Source organism: Phocaeicola sp. RTP21198st1_B8_RTP21198_201120 (assembly GCF_040929485.1).
Taxonomy (GTDB): Bacteria; Bacteroidota; Bacteroidia; order Bacteroidales; family Bacteroidaceae; genus Phocaeicola; species Phocaeicola dorei.
In genome coordinates this window covers 64,875-81,154 of the sequence record NZ_JBCOCI010000013.1, presented here as the reverse complement: position 1 = coordinate 81,154, position 16,280 = coordinate 64,875, and the positions used below count along the sequence as shown (strand labels likewise).

Below are 16,280 nucleotides of genomic sequence, written 5' to 3'. Positions count from 1 at the left end.
GTCACAGTGGGAGAGTAGGTAGCTGCCGTTTTTGATTGAAGCCTCCGGACTTGAAGAAGTTCCGGAGGCTTTTTTTTTGTATCCACGTGTGGCTCCGGACACTCATGCCTTGGAAAAAGGCGGGAAATAGAACAGGCAGGTCTGAAGGCCCGCCTAACAGAGAAACGGAAGATGATTATAGCGCCTTTATGCAAGCTATCAGTTTGTCTACATCTTCTTCTTCTGTATCGAAAGAGGATTATACGTGTATATATAGTATATACTTATGATAATAAAACAGGTGAAATCTTGGAGCATAAATACCCTATTAATAGGCTTTGCAATGATTCTATCATTGAGCATATTTAACTAAAGAATGAGCATTATAATTTGGAATTAGAAAAGGAGTTAAAAAAGGAAATTTATTTCGTAATCTTTTTATGATTATCGAATATATTTACTATATTTGCTACGTGAATTTTGAATAATTCATGAGAGAAAACTTATAAAATAAAACTTCAGTATAAAAACACTTGAGTAATTTTTAGGTCTGTGTGAACAAATAAAACAATAGAATTGTTTCAATAATATAAACCGAGAATCTTGCGAAATCAGTAGTCAATGAAGCTTATTGTCAAAATAGGATTAATCGCCCTGCTTGTAATGCTGAACTATCAGGGAGTCGATGCGGATGTTGTATCTTCCGCCATTGACAGGTATGCTACTACTACGGAATCTCAAGAGAATACGCCGTCTGACCATGGTACATTGGAAACCATGTCTTTCACTACTTCTTTGCTGACAGGACAACAGCAGGTATTAACTAAATTAGTGCCTGACGATCTTCGTATCCGTAGAGCAGAGGAACTTCAACAGAACTTCTTAAAAATTCTCATAGGACGTTTTTCACTACGGGAGGAATTATTGGCTATTGACCGCGCCAAAATCTTTCCGTCTAATCCCATTCATTGTGTGTCTCCGGCATGTCATTATTTTGTGTTCACGCTGAGACGCATCTTGATTTAATTAATCGTTATAAATTTAGTTGTTTAACCTCCTCCGACGCCCTGCAGAGTGTCGGGGTTGGTCTCGAATTATCTTTTTTTAAACTATAACGATTAATTAAAACATATCATGGAAGCTATTCAAAATAAAACTACTAATAAGATTGTAGGTATTAAAAATGCAGGTTGGGTAATTATATGCTGCTTTATCATTGCAATTTGTATATATAACTTTTTACTGGGAAATCCAGCTAATTTTATGAACAATGACCCTAATAATCATCCGTTGCCGGGTAATTTCCTGGGAACTATTTATAAAGGGGGTATTGTGGTTCCTATTATTCAAACCTTGTTGCTCACTGTCATAGCATTGAGTATTGAACGTTATTTTGCTATCCGTTCGGCTTTTGGTAAAGGCTCGCTGGTGAAATTTGTCGCTAATATCAAATCGGCTTTGGCTACCGGAGATATGAAGAAAGCACAGGAACTTTGCGATAAACAAGGTGGCTCTGTCGCTAATGTTGTTACCTCTACTTTGAAAAAGTATGCTGAAGTTGAAAACGATGAGACTCTATCCAAAGACCAGAAAGTCTTGGCCATTCAAAAAGAATTGGAAGAAGCTACTGCACTGGAACTTCCTATGATGGAGCAGAATTTACCAATTATCGGTACTATTACTACACTGGGTACCCTGATGGGATTGCTTGGTACGGTAATCGGTATGATTCGTTCATTTGCAGCTTTGTCTGCTGGTGGTGGTACAGACTCAATGGCATTATCGCAAGGTATTTCCGAAGCGTTGATCAATACAGCATTTGGTATCTTGACAGGTGCATTGGCGGTTATTGCTTATAACTACTACACTAATAAGATTGATAAATTGACTTACAGCCTCGATGAAGTAGGTTTCTCTATTGTACAGACCTTTGCGGCTTCTCATAAATAATCGTGCCACCCCTTTAAAATGAACTACTATGGGTAGAGCAAAGATTAAAAAGAAAAGTACGTTCATAGATATGACAGCTATGAGTGACGTTACTGTATTGTTGCTTACCTTCTTTATGTTGACTTCAACATTTGTGAAGAAGGAACCGGTGCAGGTGTTTACTCCGGCCTCCGTTTCAGAAATCAAGATTCCGGAAACGAATATCCTTCAGATTTTGGTGGATCCGCAAGGGAAAATATTTATGAGCCTCGACAAACAGCCCGATATGAAGGCTGTATTGGAGAAGATGGGTGAGGAGTACGGAGTTGACTTTACTCCTGAGCAGGAAAAGAAATTTGTGACAGCTTCTACGTTTGGTGTTCCGATGAGAAGCATGCAGAAATTTTTGGATTTACCTACTGAACAGCAGGATAAACTGTTGAAAAATGAAGGTATTCCCTGTGACAGCACAGATAATCAGTTTAAATCGTGGGTACGTAATGCTCGTCAGGTGAATCCTGATTTACGCATTGCTATCAAAGCTGATGCGTCAACTCCCTACGCTGTGATTAAAAATGTAATGAGCTCACTTCAGGATCTCAGAGAGAATCGGTACAATCTGATTACTTCTCTGAAGACTACTTCTGATAAATAAAACTGAATAATTATGAGTGCTGAAGTACAAGAAAGCGGCAAAAAAGGAAAAGGATCCAAGCAAAAGAAAATGACTGTCCGCGTAGATTTTACACCTATGGTGGATATGAATATGTTGCTGATTACTTTTTTTATGCTGTGTACCACGTTGAGCAAACCTCAGACGATGGAAATAAGTATGCCGAGCAATGACAAGAATATCACTGAAGAACAACAGAGTAAGGTGAAGGCTTCACAGGCAATAACTTTGCTGCTGGCAGGAGGAGATAAATTGTATTACTATGAAGGAGAACCTAACTATAAAGACTATACTTCGCTGAAGGAAACTTCGTATAATGCGGATGGTCTGCGTTCCATTCTTCTTAAAAAGAACTCGGTGGCAGTTCGTGAGGTAAACGAACTGAAAAAACAGAAAGCTGATTTAAAGATATCAGAGGAAGATTACACGAAGAAACTTTCTGAAATAAAAAGCGGAAAGGATACGCCGACTGTCATCATAAAGGCGACGGATGATTCTTCATATAAAAATCTGATTGATGCTCTGGATGAAATGCAAATATGCAATATAGGTAAGTATGTGATAACAGATATCGTTGATGCGGATCAGTTCTTGATCAAGAATTATGATACGAAAGGTGATCTGAGTAGAGATATCGTGGAATAGTAACACACTTTTAAAAGGAGGAAAAGAAAATGGCAAAAATAGATTTGACCTCACCCGAATGGTGTGAACTGGTATTCCAAGGTAAGAATAAGGCATACGGTGCCTATAAGATGCGGGCCAATTCACCGAAACGTCACACGTGGGCGATGGTGATTGTAGTGATAATTGCTGCCGTAGGATTCAGCATACCGACATTGGTAAAACTGGCTACTCCGAAGCAGAAAGAGGTAATGACGGAAGTGACTACATTGTCACAACTGGAAGAACCTGAAGTAAAACAGGAAGAGTTCAAGAAAGTGGAACCGGTGGCTCCCCCTCCCGCTCTGAAAAGCTCTATCAAATTTACGGCTCCTGTTATCAAAAAAGATGAGGAAGTGCGTGATGATGAAGAGATAAAGAGTCAGGAAGAATTGACTCAGACTAAGGTAGCTATCTCCATTGCCGATGTGAAAGGTAATGACGAATTGAACGGTAAGGATATTGCTGAACTGAAAGAAGTGATAACTAAAGCTCCCGAAGCAGAAGAAAAACCATATACTATGGTAGAACAGATGCCTCAGTTTCCAGGTGGTGATAGAGAATTGCTGTCTTTTATAGCAAAGAATCTGCGTTATCCTACCATTGCGCAAGAAAATGGAATACAGGGTAAAGTGTTTGTCCGTTTTGTAGTTTCGGCTACAGGAGATGTGAAGGATGTAAAGGTGATGCGTTCATTGGACCCGTACTGTGACAAGGAAGCAATCCGTGTAATCCAGTCATTGCCGAAGTGGATTCCGGGAAAACAGAACGGACGTAATGTTCCCGTGTACTATACCGTTCCTATAACTTTTAAGCTACAATAATATCTATATATGATGAAGCTGTATATTGCATTGTCGATTGTTTTGCTGCTGTTGTTTTCGGGCTGTGGCAACAAACCCAAACCAGGGGAAGACGATACGTTGACTTCGGGCACAATTACGATAGCTGTGGACGAGACATTCCGTCCCATTGCGGAAGAAGAATTGCAGGTATTCCATGCATTAACGCCGGATGCTACCGTGCATCCAGTTTATTGCAGTGAAGTGAAAGCCATGAAACTTTTGTTGGCGGACAGTGTACGTTTGGCTATAACCACGAGGCAACTGACTCGACAGGAAATGGCATTTTTCAATGACAAGAAATTCTTTCCTGTATCTGTAAAGATGGCAACGGATGGTTTAGCTTTGATAGTAAACAAGCAAAATGCAGATTCATTAATTACAGTTGAACAATTTAAGGAGATACTGACGGGGAAAATTACTGACTGGAAACAGTTGAATCCTGATTCCCGTCTAGGTGCGCTTCAACTGGTATTTGATAATCCCAATTCGAGTACTGTACATTATGTACTCGACTCGATCTGCGGTGGTAAGCCTCTATCGGAAGATTTGAAGGCACAAAAAACAAATCCGGAGGTGATTTCGTATGTGGCTAAAACCCCCGCAGCTTTAGGGGTTATCGGTGTCAACTGGATAGGTAATCCTGCGGATAGTACGCGACTCTCTTTTAATGACGCCATTCGGATAATGGCTGTCAGTCGTGCGGATTCGGCTACAGTGGAAAATAGTTTCAGGCCTTATCAAGCTTATCTGGCTTTAAATCAGTATCCATTAACCCGCAGTGTGTACATTTTACTTAATGATCCTAAAAGTGGCTTGCCTAGTGGTCTGACTTCATTTCTGACAGACTTCCGGGGGCAACGTATCATTCTGAAGTCAGGATTGGTGCCTGCAACAGCTCCTGTGCGGATTGTAGATGTAAAAGAGGAATATAAATGAACAAAAAAGAAGAACCATGAAGAAATTAGTATTAATCGTGATGAGCTTGTGCCTGGCTGTAACCATGTGGGGACAGAAATCGCCGGGTAGTGAATGGTCGCTACAGGTGAAGCAGGCTGCCACGATGATAAAGGAGGATCCAGCAAAAGCTTCTGAGGCTTTTGATGAATTATTGAAAGGTAAGAATAAGAAGAATGCCTTTTTGTTGGTAGAGATAGGCCGGGCTTATCTAGATCAAGGGAAAACGGCAGAAGCTGCCGAATATGCGCAACGCGCTAAAGATATAAACAGTAAATGTGCTGTGGCTTATCTACTGAGTGGTGATATAGCATTGAATTTGAATGATGTGAATAAAGCTAGCAGCGATTACAATCAGGCTATTTATTTGGATGAGGACTGTAGTGAAGCTTATTTTAAATATGCACAGGTATATAAAGGCGTAGACCCTCAACTGTCATTGGATATGTTGATGCGCTTACAGTCCAAAACTCCGGAGGATAATCGCATCAGTAAGGAACTGGCGGATGTATATTATACTATGGGGCAATATGGTAAGGCAAAAGAAGCATACGAAAATTATCTGAAAGTAGGTACTCCCACTGAGCAGGACTATACCCGCTATGCCATGCTGTTATATCTGAATAAAGATTATGCACAGTCTTTGGATATGGTGAAGAAAGGTTTGGAACTTGCACCAGAAAATCATGTGCTGAAACGTCTGGCAATGTATGATTATTTAGAATTAAAAGACTATAAGACAGGATTGGAAGCTGCTGCTACATTCTTCGCTAATCCCGGTAATCCGGATTATGTATACTTGGACTATGTTTATTTCGCTCGTTTACTGGAAGCGGACAAGCAATACGAAGAAGCAGTGGTACAATTTAACAAAGCATTGTCTATGGATAAGTCCCATACGGAAATTTATAAAGATATCTCTGATGTGTACGAGAAGAAACGTGATTTTCCGAAAGCGATAGAAGCTTATAAGAATTATCTGGATGAAATGAAAAGCTCCCCGGATATTAGTGATCTCTTTTTATATGGTCGTTTGAACTATTATGCTGCTACCGATTCGGCTTATCAGGATAAACAACCGACATATTTGGCTGAAGCCGATACTATTTTTGCACAGGTGGCTGTTAAAGTTCCTGATAACTATTTGGGAAATTTTTGGCGTGCCCGTGTTAATTCTTTGCGTGATCCTGAAACCACTCAGGGACTGGCAAAGCCGTATTATGAGGCTGCACTGAGTATTCTGGAACAGAAGCCTGATGCTACTAAATCAGTATTGGTAGAATGTAACAGCTATTTGGGGTATTATTATTTTGTAAAAGAGGATTATAACCAGTCAAAACAGTATTGGAATAAAATATTGGAAATTGATCCTGAGAACGAAACTGCTACTAAGGCACTAGGAGGAATTAAATAGTCCTTCTTTTTTTCATTTATCATTTGGGTTGAGCGGACAGTACTTAGTTGCTGCCCGCTTAATTTGTTTAGAGATTAACGAAAGTTAAACATTGGCTATACTTCTTGTTTATTCAAATAAACTATATATATTTGTAGTATACTAATGAACTAGTGCACTAAATAACTAATAAAAACATAAACACAATGATGATTGAAATAAAGAACTTATCTTTCAGTTATGGAAAGAAAAAACAGAGTGTCTTTAATGACTTCTCGTTGACGCTGGATAAAGGTTCAGTTTACGGTCTTTTAGGAAAGAACGGTACAGGTAAATCTACTTTGCTCTATTTAATGACAGGTCTGCTTCGTCCTCAGGCCGGACAGGTACTTTACAAAGGGGTAGATGTTTCCATGCGCTATCCCTTGACTTTGCAGGATATGTTTCTAGTGCCTGAAGAGTTTGCTTTGCCATCAGTCAGTTTGAAACGATACTTAAAACTGAACACACCGTTCTATCCGAATTTTAGCAATGAGCTTTTGAATGCCTGCCTTCATGATTTTGATATGAATGAAGATATTCATTTGGGTGAACTTTCGATGGGGCAGAAGAAGAAAGTATTTATGTGCTTTGCATTAGCTACCAATACCTCTTTATTGGTTATGGACGAACCTAGCAATGGATTGGATATTCCTTCTAAAAGTCAGTTTCGTAAAGTAATCGCTTCGGGCATGACCGATGAAAAAGCAGTCATCATCTCTACGCACCAGGTGAGAGATATTGACAGCCTGCTGGATCATGTGGTTATTATTGATGGAACCCGCGTATTATTGAATGAATCGGTAAAGACGATCTGTGAGAAACTTTATTTTGTAGAGCAAGGAATGAATGAATCGACGGATACAGCATTGTATGTTCAGCCGTCCGTCCAGGGAAACAGCGTAATTTTTCCGAATACGTATAATGAGGAAACGAATCTGAACCTGGAAGTATTATTTAACGCTATGCTGACAGAGAGAGAAAAAATGCAATTTCTGTTTAACAAGTAATACAAACACACTATGGATACGAATAAATTCTTTAGCTTTTCGCGTATTGCAATGGTAATGAAACGCGAGATTATGGAAAATTGGAAAACAAATCTTTATCGTCTGATCGGAATTTATGCTGCATTTGCATTGGTAATGGTGCTCACAATGTCGAAACAGGTGACGTATAGTGATTCTCAAATGGCTTTTCAGCATTATTGTTCTAATATAATGGGAACCTTTGCTTTTATCATCGGTATTTTTGGCATTGTCTATGCTGCTAACATTATGGAAAATATGATTACAAAAGAAAAACGTATCGCTTTTTTGATGCTTCCGGCAACTATGATAGAGAAATTTGTAGCACGATTCTTGATTGTTACGGTAGGATTGGCTGCGGCTGTCTTTGTTGCGGCGTCATTGGCGGAAATTACCCGTTATCTGTTACTTCCTTTATTTAATGTGCCTGAAACATTCCATCAATCTGTTTTGTATAACCTTCTTTCTATGGCTTCGGTAGATGGTGAGCAGATATATAGGGGATCAGGCTATGCTATGAATATGCCGTACCAGAATTGGTTGGGTGAATTGTGCGGATGGGCTTTCCTGTTATGGTCACATTCATTGTATATTCTAGGGGGAAATTATTGGTATAAGAAACCTTTTTTCAAGACATTGGGTGCTTTGATGCTTATTTCTATTCTGTTTTCTGTTTTATCGGTGCACATTCTTTCATGGATAGGAGATGACAATATGCGCAGTTTTTCTGAGTGGCTGGAAACTAATTTCCAGTGGATGACATTAAACAAGTTACTTTCGTTAGGAGTAGCGTTTTTCAGTGCATTCACTATGTTTAACTGGTGGCTGAGTTACCAGCTTTTTACCCGTTCGCAAGTTGTTAAACCTAAATTCCGTTTGCTATGAAATTTAAAGAAAGTAAATCCATTTACTTGCAGATAGCCGACCGGATAAATGATGAAATCCTGCAAGGACAATATGCCGAGGAAGGGCGTATTCCGTCTGTCAGAGAATACGCCGCCACGGTGGAGGTGAATGCAAATACAGTGGTCCGTACGTATGATTACCTTCAAGGACAAGAGATTATTTATAATAAACGCGGTATCGGTTATTTTGTATCGGCAGGGGCTAAAGACCGGATTATCACTTTGCGTAAAGATATATTTCTGCATGAAGAATTGCCGGAGTTTTTCAGACAAGTGAGTGCATTGGATATTCCCATAAAGGAAATAGAGAAGATGTACAAGGAATATCTGACCCAACAATAACACAACACATATATGGAACAATGCAGACATGGCATCGGTTGAATAAAGAAATCCCGGCAGAGTGGCGCTCGTCGGGATTTCTTGTATTTGTTCACTTGTTTGCTATAAAAATAGTAGTCCAGTATAACCATTCGGTTGCAGCTCGAAGGATATCGGGGTTGATGGATCGGATATTATCTTTAGGATGATGGTAATAGCCACTTCCTAATGCCCATAAATCAATGCATGGATAACCGGCTTTCATAAAAACAGCACCATCTGTACGAGGACGAGTCAGGAAATGAGTTTCATTAGTGAACAGACGTCGATGCACATACATAGCATTGGCTTTTTGGGACAGTTTGGCCAATTCGGGGTATTTATAGTGGTAGTTCGCCCCTAACATCTGGCCTACACCCACCTGCTCCAGATTCAGGATTGCTATTACTTTATCCTTTGGTACAAGAGGATGATTAGTATAATAAGTGCTACCGGTGAGTCCGGCTTCCTCGCCGTCCACACTCATGAAAATGATGCTGCGTTTGGGTTTTATCTTTGATTTTGCCAGTGCTTCGGCTACTCCCAGCATGGCGGCGGAGGAAGAATTGTTGTCATTCGCTCCTTCAATAAGGAAAGGAATCATTCCCAAGTGGTCCAGATGGGCGGAAATGATTACATATTCATTGCACAGTATAGGGTCACTGCCTTTGATCATACCCAAAATATTTTTTCCAGTAGCATTGGGATTATAGGTAGCATTCATTTTGATGTGGGCTCTCTTTCCGGTATGGAAAGAGGCAGGCTTCTGAGTCTTATAAATCTGCCGGATAGTCTCTTTATAAGTCTTGCCTGTTCCCCTGAAAATATCATTAACCACAGTGTCTGTAACATGACAATAGACAAATCCTGGATTATAGGGGGCATTTGGACCGGGAACCCATTTGTATAACAAGCCTGCCGCACCATGGGTTACGGCATTGTTCAGCTTGGTTTGGTGCAAAGTATGTTTGTACCACATGGTCAGTGAATCGGGGTTACGGCTTATATTGGGTGTTTCTCCCTCCACCAGCACAATCTTGCCTTTTACATCTATATCTTTGTAATCATCATATGCTAATTCGGGTGCTGTAACGCCAAATCCGGCGTATACCACATCGGCTGTCACTTCCCCGTCACTGGTCATTCCTCCGGCAAACCAACCATCTGCCCAAGGATATGTCTTAGAGATCCATACAGTTTTTTTCTTGCCTTGGGTGACAGGAAATAGGATATCCATAGTGCTTCCCGGTTGTATTTCCACACAAGGGTGGGGGAATAGCTGTATGTAGGAACCATTCTCACCACCGGGTATCAGTTCCCACTCTTTAAAATATCCTTTTACGATATCTACAGCTTTAGCCATTCCGGGCGAACCTGCGAGTCGTCCCTCCAAGGCTGGGTCTGAAAGTTGCTTTACATAACCGAAAATCTTTTCGGTAGTGATGTTATGATGCATGGCATCAAGGTACATTTCTTCATCAGTCATGGTGGCTGTTCTTTTTTGGGCGGATGAGGACAGAGAGCCCAATGCTAGAATTGCAGATAACAGAAGGATTCCTTTTTTCATGTTGTTCTATTGATTTAAGATTTGGTTCTAAAGATAAAAAGAAAAGATCAGATTCCTGTTTATCTTCTGGTAAAAATCTTAAGTTCATATTTCTTGATATAAATCAAACCGTTGCATCGTGAAAAGTCCGTACCTTTGCACCCCGAAAATCAAAGATGATAAGTGGACGTAATTCAAGAACCGAGGAGCATACGAAAGAACCTAGCCAGACTGGCGGTTCCTATTTTCATTGAAACATTACTGATTATGATGCTGGGTGCAGTGGATACCGTGATGCTGAGTCAGTATTCAGACAATAGTGTGGCTGCTGTAGGGGTGGTCAACCAGCTCATTATGTTTGCTTTCCTGATATTTGAGGTGATCAATATAGGAACTTCCGTACTCTGTTCGCAATATTTGGGAGCAAGAATGCACAAGAATATGGTGCAGGTGGTGGGAGTATCATTGATACTCAATCTGGCGTTCGGTTTATTCGTTAGTGCCATTTTACACTATGGAGCCACTTTCCTGTTGTCCATGATGGGGCTTCGTTCCGAACTGATGGAATATGGAGTGAGTTACATGGAGATAGTAGGGGCATTCGCTTTTTTTCAAGCCATATCTCTGACTATTTCTGCCTCTTTGCGCAGTGCCAATAAAGCAGTTTATCCCATGATGGTAACGGTAGTTGTAAATATTCTGAATATCATTGGTAACTATTCGCTGATTTTTGGTAAGTTCGGTATGCCGGCTTTGGGAGTGGAAGGTGCTGCTATTTCTACTGCATTTGCCCGAGGGGTATCTATGGTGATACTTTTTGTGATTCTTTTCCGTAAACATATTCCCAGATTTCCGTTATCCTATTTTCGCCCCTTCCCGTTTGTCGAGCTGAAAAACCTGTTGAAAATCGGAGTCCCTTCGGCCGGAGAAAATATGTCCTACAGTTTCTCTCAGGTAGTATTGACCTATTTTATTAATATGTTGGGGAATGAAGCGCTGGCTACTCGTACCTATGTGGTGAATATAGTGATGTTCGTTTATTTGTTTGCTATTGCCATGGCACAAGGCGGAGCCATCTGTATTGGTCATTTGGTAGGTGAGAGGAAACTTCATGCAGCTTATCTGTTGGGCAAATATGTGATGCGTATTTCTATTTTGGTTTCTTTAGTTTTATCCTGTATCTGGGCTTTGATGGGGCATACTTTGTTTAGCTGGCTGACGGATAATCCGGAAATTATCCGTTTGGGTACTATTATCCTGTTTATTGATGTGATTTTGGAAGTGGGCCGGGCTATTAATATTTATGCGACGAATGCTTTACGTGCAACGGGTGATGTGAATTATCCGTTTTATGTAGGATTTGTTGTTCAGTGGAGTGTTGCCGTAGGTTGTGGTTTCTTGTTCGGTATTCATTGGGGATGGGGACTGGTAGGTATGTGGTGTGCATTTGTGCTGGATGAAAATCTTCGTGGTATTATCTTTGTACAGCGTTGGAATAGTCTGAAATGGACTAAAAAGGGATTTGTGAAATAAATCTTCATTTTCGCAAACTTTATGCATCTTCAGACCGTTAAACTCAAGAAAAAGAATTAATTTTGCAGTCTGATAATTATCAAAGAATATAATATGGAGCTCGATTTACTCACGGCAATATCACCTATTGACGGTCGATACAGAGGAAAAGCGGGAGCTTTGGCCTCTTATTTTTCTGAATTTGCACTCATCAAGTACCGTGTGCAGGTAGAAATTGAATACTTTATCACTCTGTGTGAACTACCGTTGCCACAGCTGAAAGACTTTGATCATGCACGTTTTGATGCATTGCGCGCTATTTATAAGAACTTTTCAGAGGCTGACGCACAGCGTATTAAAGAGATAGAAAGTGTAACAAACCACGATGTAAAGGCTGTAGAATATTTCATCAAAGAAGAATTCGATAAGTTGGGCGGAATGGAGGAATGCAAAGAATTTATTCATTTCGGATTGACATCACAGGACATAAACAATACCTCTGTACCTTTGTCTATAAAGGAGGCATTGGAACAAGTATACTATCCGCAAATTGAAGAGCTGATTGCCCAGTTGACTACATACGCTGAAGAATGGGCAAATATCCCTATGTTGGCAAAAACACATGGACAGCCTGCTTCTCCGACTCGCTTGGGTAAAGAAATCATGGTTTTCGTTTATCGTCTGAATCGTCAGCTGGCTGTATTGAAAGCTTGTCCTGTCACAGCTAAATTCGGTGGTGCGACGGGTAACTACAATGCGCATCATGTAGCTTATCCCGAATATGACTGGAAAGAATTCGGTAATAAGTTTGTAGCAGGAAAGCTGGGATTGGAACGTGAGGAATATACTACTCAGATCTCTAATTATGATAATCTGGGAGCCATTTTTGATGCGATGAAACGCATCAATACCATTATGATTGACATGAACCGCGACTTCTGGCAGTACATCTCTATGGAATATTTCAAGCAGAAGATTAAAGCGGGTGAAGTAGGTTCCAGTGCCATGCCGCATAAGGTGAATCCTATTGATTTCGAAAATGCTGAAGGTAATCTAGGTATGGCAAATGCTATTTTGGAACACCTTTCTTCTAAGTTGCCTGTTTCCCGCTTGCAACGTGACTTGACAGACTCTACTGTGTTGCGTAACGTCGGTGTACCTTTCGGTCACATTGTGATTGCTATCCAAAGTTCGTTGAAAGGTCTGCGCAAACTGTTGCTGAATGAGAAAGCAATCTATGCCGACTTGGATAATTGTTGGAGTGTGGTGGCGGAAGCTATCCAGACAATTCTGCGCCGCGAAGCCTATCCTCATCCGTATGAGGCATTGAAAGCTTTGACCCGTACAAACCAGGCTATCACAGAAGAGTCTATTAAAGAATTTATAGAAACACTAAATGTAAGCGAAGACATTAAAAAGGAACTGCGGGTGATTACACCGCATAATTATACAGGTATTTAAAAAATAGTTAGTTAGATTTTAATCCAAAAAGCCCGAGAGGGCGTTATACATTAATTAAAAAATAAAAGGAAAACCATGAGTACAGAAAATGAAAGCAGACAAGAAGGTGCTGCAAATGAAGAAAACCAGAATGTAAGCCGTGATGGTGGTTATAAGTCTTATAACAGAGACAGTAATTACAACAGATACAACAACGACGGCGAACAGCGTCCTTATCGTCCTCGTACGAACAGCTATAATCGCGAAGGTGGAGACCGTCCCTACCGTTCTTCTTATAACAACGGTGACCGTCCTTCCTATAATCGCTATAACAATAACGGAGACCGTCCGCAACGTCCCCGCTTTAATCCTAACAGTGAGGATGGAGGAGACCAACGTTCATACCGTCCTCGTACAAATTATAATCGTGAAGGTGGCGAACAGCGTCCGTATACTCCGCGCCCTCGTTTTAATAATGGTGAGGAAGGTGGTGAGCGTCAATATCGTCCCCGCACAAACTATAATCGCGAAGGGGGTGAGCAGCGTCCTTATACTCCGCGTCCCCGTTTTAACAGCGGTGAAGGGGGTGAACAGCGTTCTTACACTCCGCGTCCTCGTACCGGCGGTTATAATCAAGGCGGTGACCGTCCTTATCGTCCTCGTACCGGCGGTTATAATCAAGGCGGCGACCGTCCTTATCGTCCTCGTACCGGTGGTTATAATCAAGGTGGTGGATACAATCGTCCCTATCGTCCCCGTACGGCTGATTATAACCCGAATGCAAAGTATAGTCTGAAGAAACAGATTGAATATAAAGATATATTGACCGATCCAAATGAGCCGATTCGTCTGAACAAATTCTTGGCTAATGCAGGTATATGTTCCCGTCGTGAGGCTGATGAGTTTATTACAGCAGGTGTAGTCAGTGTAAATGGTGAAGTGGTAACCGAATTAGGTACTAAAATCAAGCGTACTGACGAAGTGAAGTTCCATGACGAACCGGTAAGTATTGAACGCAAAACTTATATTTTGTTGAATAAACCGAAGGATTGTGTGACTACTTCTGATGATCCTCAGGAACGTAAGACTGTAATGGATTTTGTGAAAGGTGCTTGTAAGGAGCGTATTTATCCTGTTGGGCGTTTAGATCGTAATACTACCGGTGTGTTATTGTTAACTAACGATGGTGATTTGGCTTCCAAGCTGACTCATCCTAAGTATTTGAAGAAGAAGATTTATCATGTATATTGTGATAAGAATGTAACCAAGGCAGATCTTGACCAAATTGCAGCAGGTGTGACATTGGATGATGGAGAGATTCATGCAGATGCCATCAGCTATGCATCGGAAACAGACAAATCACAAGTCGGTATTGAAATCCATTCCGGAAAGAACCGTATTGTGCGTCGTATTTTTGAATCCTTGGGATATAAGGTGATCAAGCTGGACCGCGTTTATTTTGCTGGTCTGACTAAAAAAGGTTTGCGCCGCGGTGACTGGCGTTACCTGACTGAACAAGAAGTGAACATGCTCCGCATGGGCTCATTTGAATAATAAACAATAAAGAGACAAAACAATGGAAAAAATTAGTAGAACAAAGATTGTTGACCTGCTGAAGTGCCGTGATTTTGGTGCGATGGTCAATGTAAAAGGTTGGGTTCGTACCCGCCGCGGTAGCAAACAGGTAAATTTTATCGCCCTGAATGACGGTTCTACAATAAATAATGTGCAGATTGTTGTTGATTTGGCAAACTTTGACGAAGAAATGTTGAAGCAGATCACCACCGGTGCATGTATCAGTGTGAACGGTGAGTTGACCGAATCCATTGGCTCTGGTCAGGCAGCCGAAGTTCAAGCGCGTGGAATCGAAGTATTAGGTACTTGTGATAACACTTATCCGTTACAGAAGAAAGGTCATACGATGGAGTTTCTTCGTGAGATCGCTCACTTGCGTCCCCGTACCAATACATTTGGAGCTGTATTCCGCATCCGCCACAACATGGCTATCGCTATCCATAAGTTCTTCCATGAACGTGGTTTTTTCTATTTTCATACACCTATTATCACAGCGTCTGATTGTGAAGGTGCGGGACAGATGTTCCAAGTTACTACCAAGAACCTTTATGATTTGAAGAAGGATGAAAACGGAGCGATTATTTATGATGATGATTTCTTTGGCAAACAAGCCAGTTTGACGGTATCTGGACAGTTGGAAGGTGAATTGGCTGCTACTGCTTTGGGGGCTATTTATACATTTGGTCCTACATTCCGTGCGGAGAATTCTAATACGCCGCGTCACTTGGCTGAGTTTTGGATGATTGAACCTGAGGTTGCGTTCAATGATATTACTGATAATATGGATTTGGCCGAAGACTTTATTAAATATTGTGTACAGTGGGCGCTTGACAACTGCTATGATGATGTGAAGTTTTTGAACGACATGTTCGATAAGGGATTGATAGAACGTTTGCAGGGCGTGCTGAAGGAGGAATTTGTCCGTCTGCCTTATACGGAAGGTATCAAGATACTGGAGGAAGCTGTAGCAAAAGGTCATAAATTTGAATTCCCGGTATATTGGGGAGTAGACTTAGCCTCTGAACACGAACGTTATTTGGTGGAAGAGCACTTTAAACGTCCTGTAATCCTGACAGATTATCCGAAAGAAATCAAGGCATTCTATATGAAGCAGAATGAGGATGGCAAGACTGTCCGTGCAATGGATGTCTTATTTCCGAAGATTGGCGAGATAATAGGTGGTTCTGAACGTGAGGCTGATTATGACAAACTGATGACCCGTATCCAGGAATTGGAAATTCCGATGAAGGATATGTGGTGGTATCTGGATACCCGTAAGTTTGGTTCATGTCCTCATTCTGGTTTTGGACTTGGTTTTGAGCGGCTGTTGCTGTTTGTTACCGGTATGACCAATATTCGTGATGTGATACCTTTCCCACGTACTCCGCGTAATGCTGAATTCTAATTGTTGGAAATAATAATTCAAAAAATCCTGCCCT

Annotated in this window: 15 protein-coding genes; 14 read left to right on the top strand and 1 reads right to left on the bottom strand. The window is 41.0% G+C overall.

The window, feature by feature from the left end; all coding sequences use genetic code 11:
- Positions 1-600 precede the first annotated feature (600 nt).
- The 10 genes from AB5935_RS08265 to AB5935_RS08220 all read left to right on the top strand — a co-directional run bounded on the left by AB5935_RS08265 (position 601) and on the right by AB5935_RS08220 (position 8,750).
- On the top strand, positions 601-1,005 hold the full coding sequence (locus tag AB5935_RS08265; RefSeq protein WP_007831263.1) for a hypothetical protein: 405 nt from the start codon (positions 601-603) through the stop codon (positions 1,003-1,005).
- A gap of 108 nt (positions 1,006-1,113) precedes the next feature.
- Positions 1,114-1,929, top strand: coding sequence for a MotA/TolQ/ExbB proton channel family protein (locus AB5935_RS08260; RefSeq protein WP_007831264.1), 816 nt, complete (start codon positions 1,114-1,116; stop codon positions 1,927-1,929).
- Between the two features lie 28 nt (positions 1,930-1,957).
- On the top strand, positions 1,958-2,563 hold the full coding sequence (locus AB5935_RS08255; protein ID WP_007831265.1) for an ExbD/TolR family protein: 606 nt from the start codon (positions 1,958-1,960) through the stop codon (positions 2,561-2,563).
- Between the two features lie 12 nt (positions 2,564-2,575).
- Positions 2,576-3,226 carry an ExbD/TolR family protein gene (locus AB5935_RS08250; RefSeq protein ID WP_007831266.1) on the top strand — a complete coding sequence of 217 codons (651 nt, stop codon included), beginning with the start codon at positions 2,576-2,578 and terminating at the stop codon, positions 3,224-3,226.
- Between the two features lie 29 nt (positions 3,227-3,255).
- Entirely contained in the window at positions 3,256-4,068 is an 813-nt protein-coding gene (locus AB5935_RS08245; RefSeq protein ID WP_007831267.1) for an energy transducer TonB, read from the top strand.
- Between the two features lie 9 nt (positions 4,069-4,077).
- Positions 4,078-5,025, top strand: a complete 948-nt coding sequence (locus AB5935_RS08240; protein WP_032951373.1) for a PstS family phosphate ABC transporter substrate-binding protein — start codon at positions 4,078-4,080, stop codon at positions 5,023-5,025.
- A gap of 16 nt (positions 5,026-5,041) precedes the next feature.
- Positions 5,042-6,457 carry a tetratricopeptide repeat protein gene (locus tag AB5935_RS08235; RefSeq protein ID WP_007831271.1) on the top strand — a complete coding sequence of 472 codons (1,416 nt, stop codon included), beginning with the start codon at positions 5,042-5,044 and terminating at the stop codon, positions 6,455-6,457.
- Between the two features lie 185 nt (positions 6,458-6,642).
- Positions 6,643-7,485: an ATP-binding cassette domain-containing protein gene (locus AB5935_RS08230; protein WP_007831274.1), complete on the top strand. Its 843-nt coding sequence runs from the start codon at positions 6,643-6,645 to the stop codon at positions 7,483-7,485.
- A gap of 12 nt (positions 7,486-7,497) precedes the next feature.
- Positions 7,498-8,388: a hypothetical protein gene (locus AB5935_RS08225; protein ID WP_007831276.1), complete on the top strand. Its 891-nt coding sequence runs from the start codon at positions 7,498-7,500 to the stop codon at positions 8,386-8,388.
- The gene (locus tag AB5935_RS08220) at positions 8,385-8,750 is read left to right on the top strand and encodes a GntR family transcriptional regulator (protein ID WP_007831279.1); all 366 of its coding nucleotides are present in this window, start codon (positions 8,385-8,387) and stop codon (positions 8,748-8,750) included. The genes AB5935_RS08225 and AB5935_RS08220 overlap by 4 nt, the downstream gene beginning before the upstream one ends.
- Positions 8,751-8,841: 91 nt before the next feature.
- On the opposite strand, the gene AB5935_RS08215 is transcribed toward AB5935_RS08220, so the two are convergent.
- Positions 8,842-10,335, bottom strand: a complete 1,494-nt coding sequence (locus AB5935_RS08215; RefSeq protein WP_038611423.1) for a M28 family peptidase — start codon at positions 10,333-10,335, stop codon at positions 8,842-8,844.
- Between the two features lie 246 nt (positions 10,336-10,581).
- On the opposite strand from AB5935_RS08215, the gene AB5935_RS08210 reads away from it, so the two are divergent.
- The 4 genes from AB5935_RS08210 to asnS all read left to right on the top strand — a co-directional run bounded on the left by AB5935_RS08210 (position 10,582) and on the right by asnS (position 16,246).
- Positions 10,582-11,847, top strand: coding sequence for an MATE family efflux transporter (locus AB5935_RS08210; protein ID WP_007842167.1), 1,266 nt, complete (start codon positions 10,582-10,584; stop codon positions 11,845-11,847).
- Positions 11,848-11,940: 93 nt separating this feature from the next.
- Complete coding sequence (gene purB / locus AB5935_RS08205) at positions 11,941-13,287, top strand: adenylosuccinate lyase (RefSeq protein WP_007831283.1); 1,347 nt, start codon at positions 11,941-11,943, stop codon at positions 13,285-13,287.
- Between the two features lie 75 nt (positions 13,288-13,362).
- Positions 13,363-14,820 carry a pseudouridine synthase gene (locus AB5935_RS08200; protein WP_007842170.1) on the top strand — a complete coding sequence of 486 codons (1,458 nt, stop codon included), beginning with the start codon at positions 13,363-13,365 and terminating at the stop codon, positions 14,818-14,820.
- Between the two features lie 22 nt (positions 14,821-14,842).
- Positions 14,843-16,246, top strand: a complete 1,404-nt coding sequence (asnS, locus tag AB5935_RS08195) for an asparagine--tRNA ligase (protein WP_007831288.1) — start codon at positions 14,843-14,845, stop codon at positions 16,244-16,246.
- Positions 16,247-16,280: the final 34 nt, after the last annotated feature.

Excerpts from the sequence above, each read along its gene's own strand:
- AB5935_RS08260 (WP_007831264.1), top strand. The coding sequence starts at position 1,114 with ATGGAAGCTATTCAAAATAAAACTACTAATAAGATTGTAGGTATTAAA.
- AB5935_RS08220 (WP_007831279.1), top strand. The coding sequence starts at position 8,385 with ATGAAATTTAAAGAAAGTAAATCCATTTACTTGCAGATAGCCGACCGG.
- AB5935_RS08210 (WP_007842167.1), top strand. The coding sequence starts at position 10,582 with ATGATGCTGGGTGCAGTGGATACCGTGATGCTGAGTCAGTATTCAGAC.
- AB5935_RS08230 (WP_007831274.1), top strand. The coding sequence starts at position 6,643 with ATGATGATTGAAATAAAGAACTTATCTTTCAGTTATGGAAAGAAAAAA.
- AB5935_RS08245 (WP_007831267.1), top strand. The coding sequence starts at position 3,256 with ATGGCAAAAATAGATTTGACCTCACCCGAATGGTGTGAACTGGTATTC.
- AB5935_RS08240 (WP_032951373.1), top strand. The coding sequence starts at position 4,078 with ATGATGAAGCTGTATATTGCATTGTCGATTGTTTTGCTGCTGTTGTTT.
- asnS (WP_007831288.1), top strand. The coding sequence starts at position 14,843 with ATGGAAAAAATTAGTAGAACAAAGATTGTTGACCTGCTGAAGTGCCGT.
- AB5935_RS08250 (WP_007831266.1), top strand. The coding sequence starts at position 2,576 with ATGAGTGCTGAAGTACAAGAAAGCGGCAAAAAAGGAAAAGGATCCAAG.
- AB5935_RS08225 (WP_007831276.1), top strand. The coding sequence starts at position 7,498 with ATGGATACGAATAAATTCTTTAGCTTTTCGCGTATTGCAATGGTAATG.
- AB5935_RS08265 (WP_007831263.1), top strand. The coding sequence starts at position 601 with ATGAAGCTTATTGTCAAAATAGGATTAATCGCCCTGCTTGTAATGCTG.
- AB5935_RS08200 (WP_007842170.1), top strand. The coding sequence starts at position 13,363 with ATGAGTACAGAAAATGAAAGCAGACAAGAAGGTGCTGCAAATGAAGAA.
- AB5935_RS08235 (WP_007831271.1), top strand. The coding sequence starts at position 5,042 with ATGAAGAAATTAGTATTAATCGTGATGAGCTTGTGCCTGGCTGTAACC.
- purB (WP_007831283.1), top strand. The coding sequence starts at position 11,941 with ATGGAGCTCGATTTACTCACGGCAATATCACCTATTGACGGTCGATAC.
- AB5935_RS08255 (WP_007831265.1), top strand. The coding sequence starts at position 1,958 with ATGGGTAGAGCAAAGATTAAAAAGAAAAGTACGTTCATAGATATGACA.
- AB5935_RS08215 (WP_038611423.1), bottom strand. The coding sequence starts at position 10,335 with ATGAAAAAAGGAATCCTTCTGTTATCTGCAATTCTAGCATTGGGCTCT.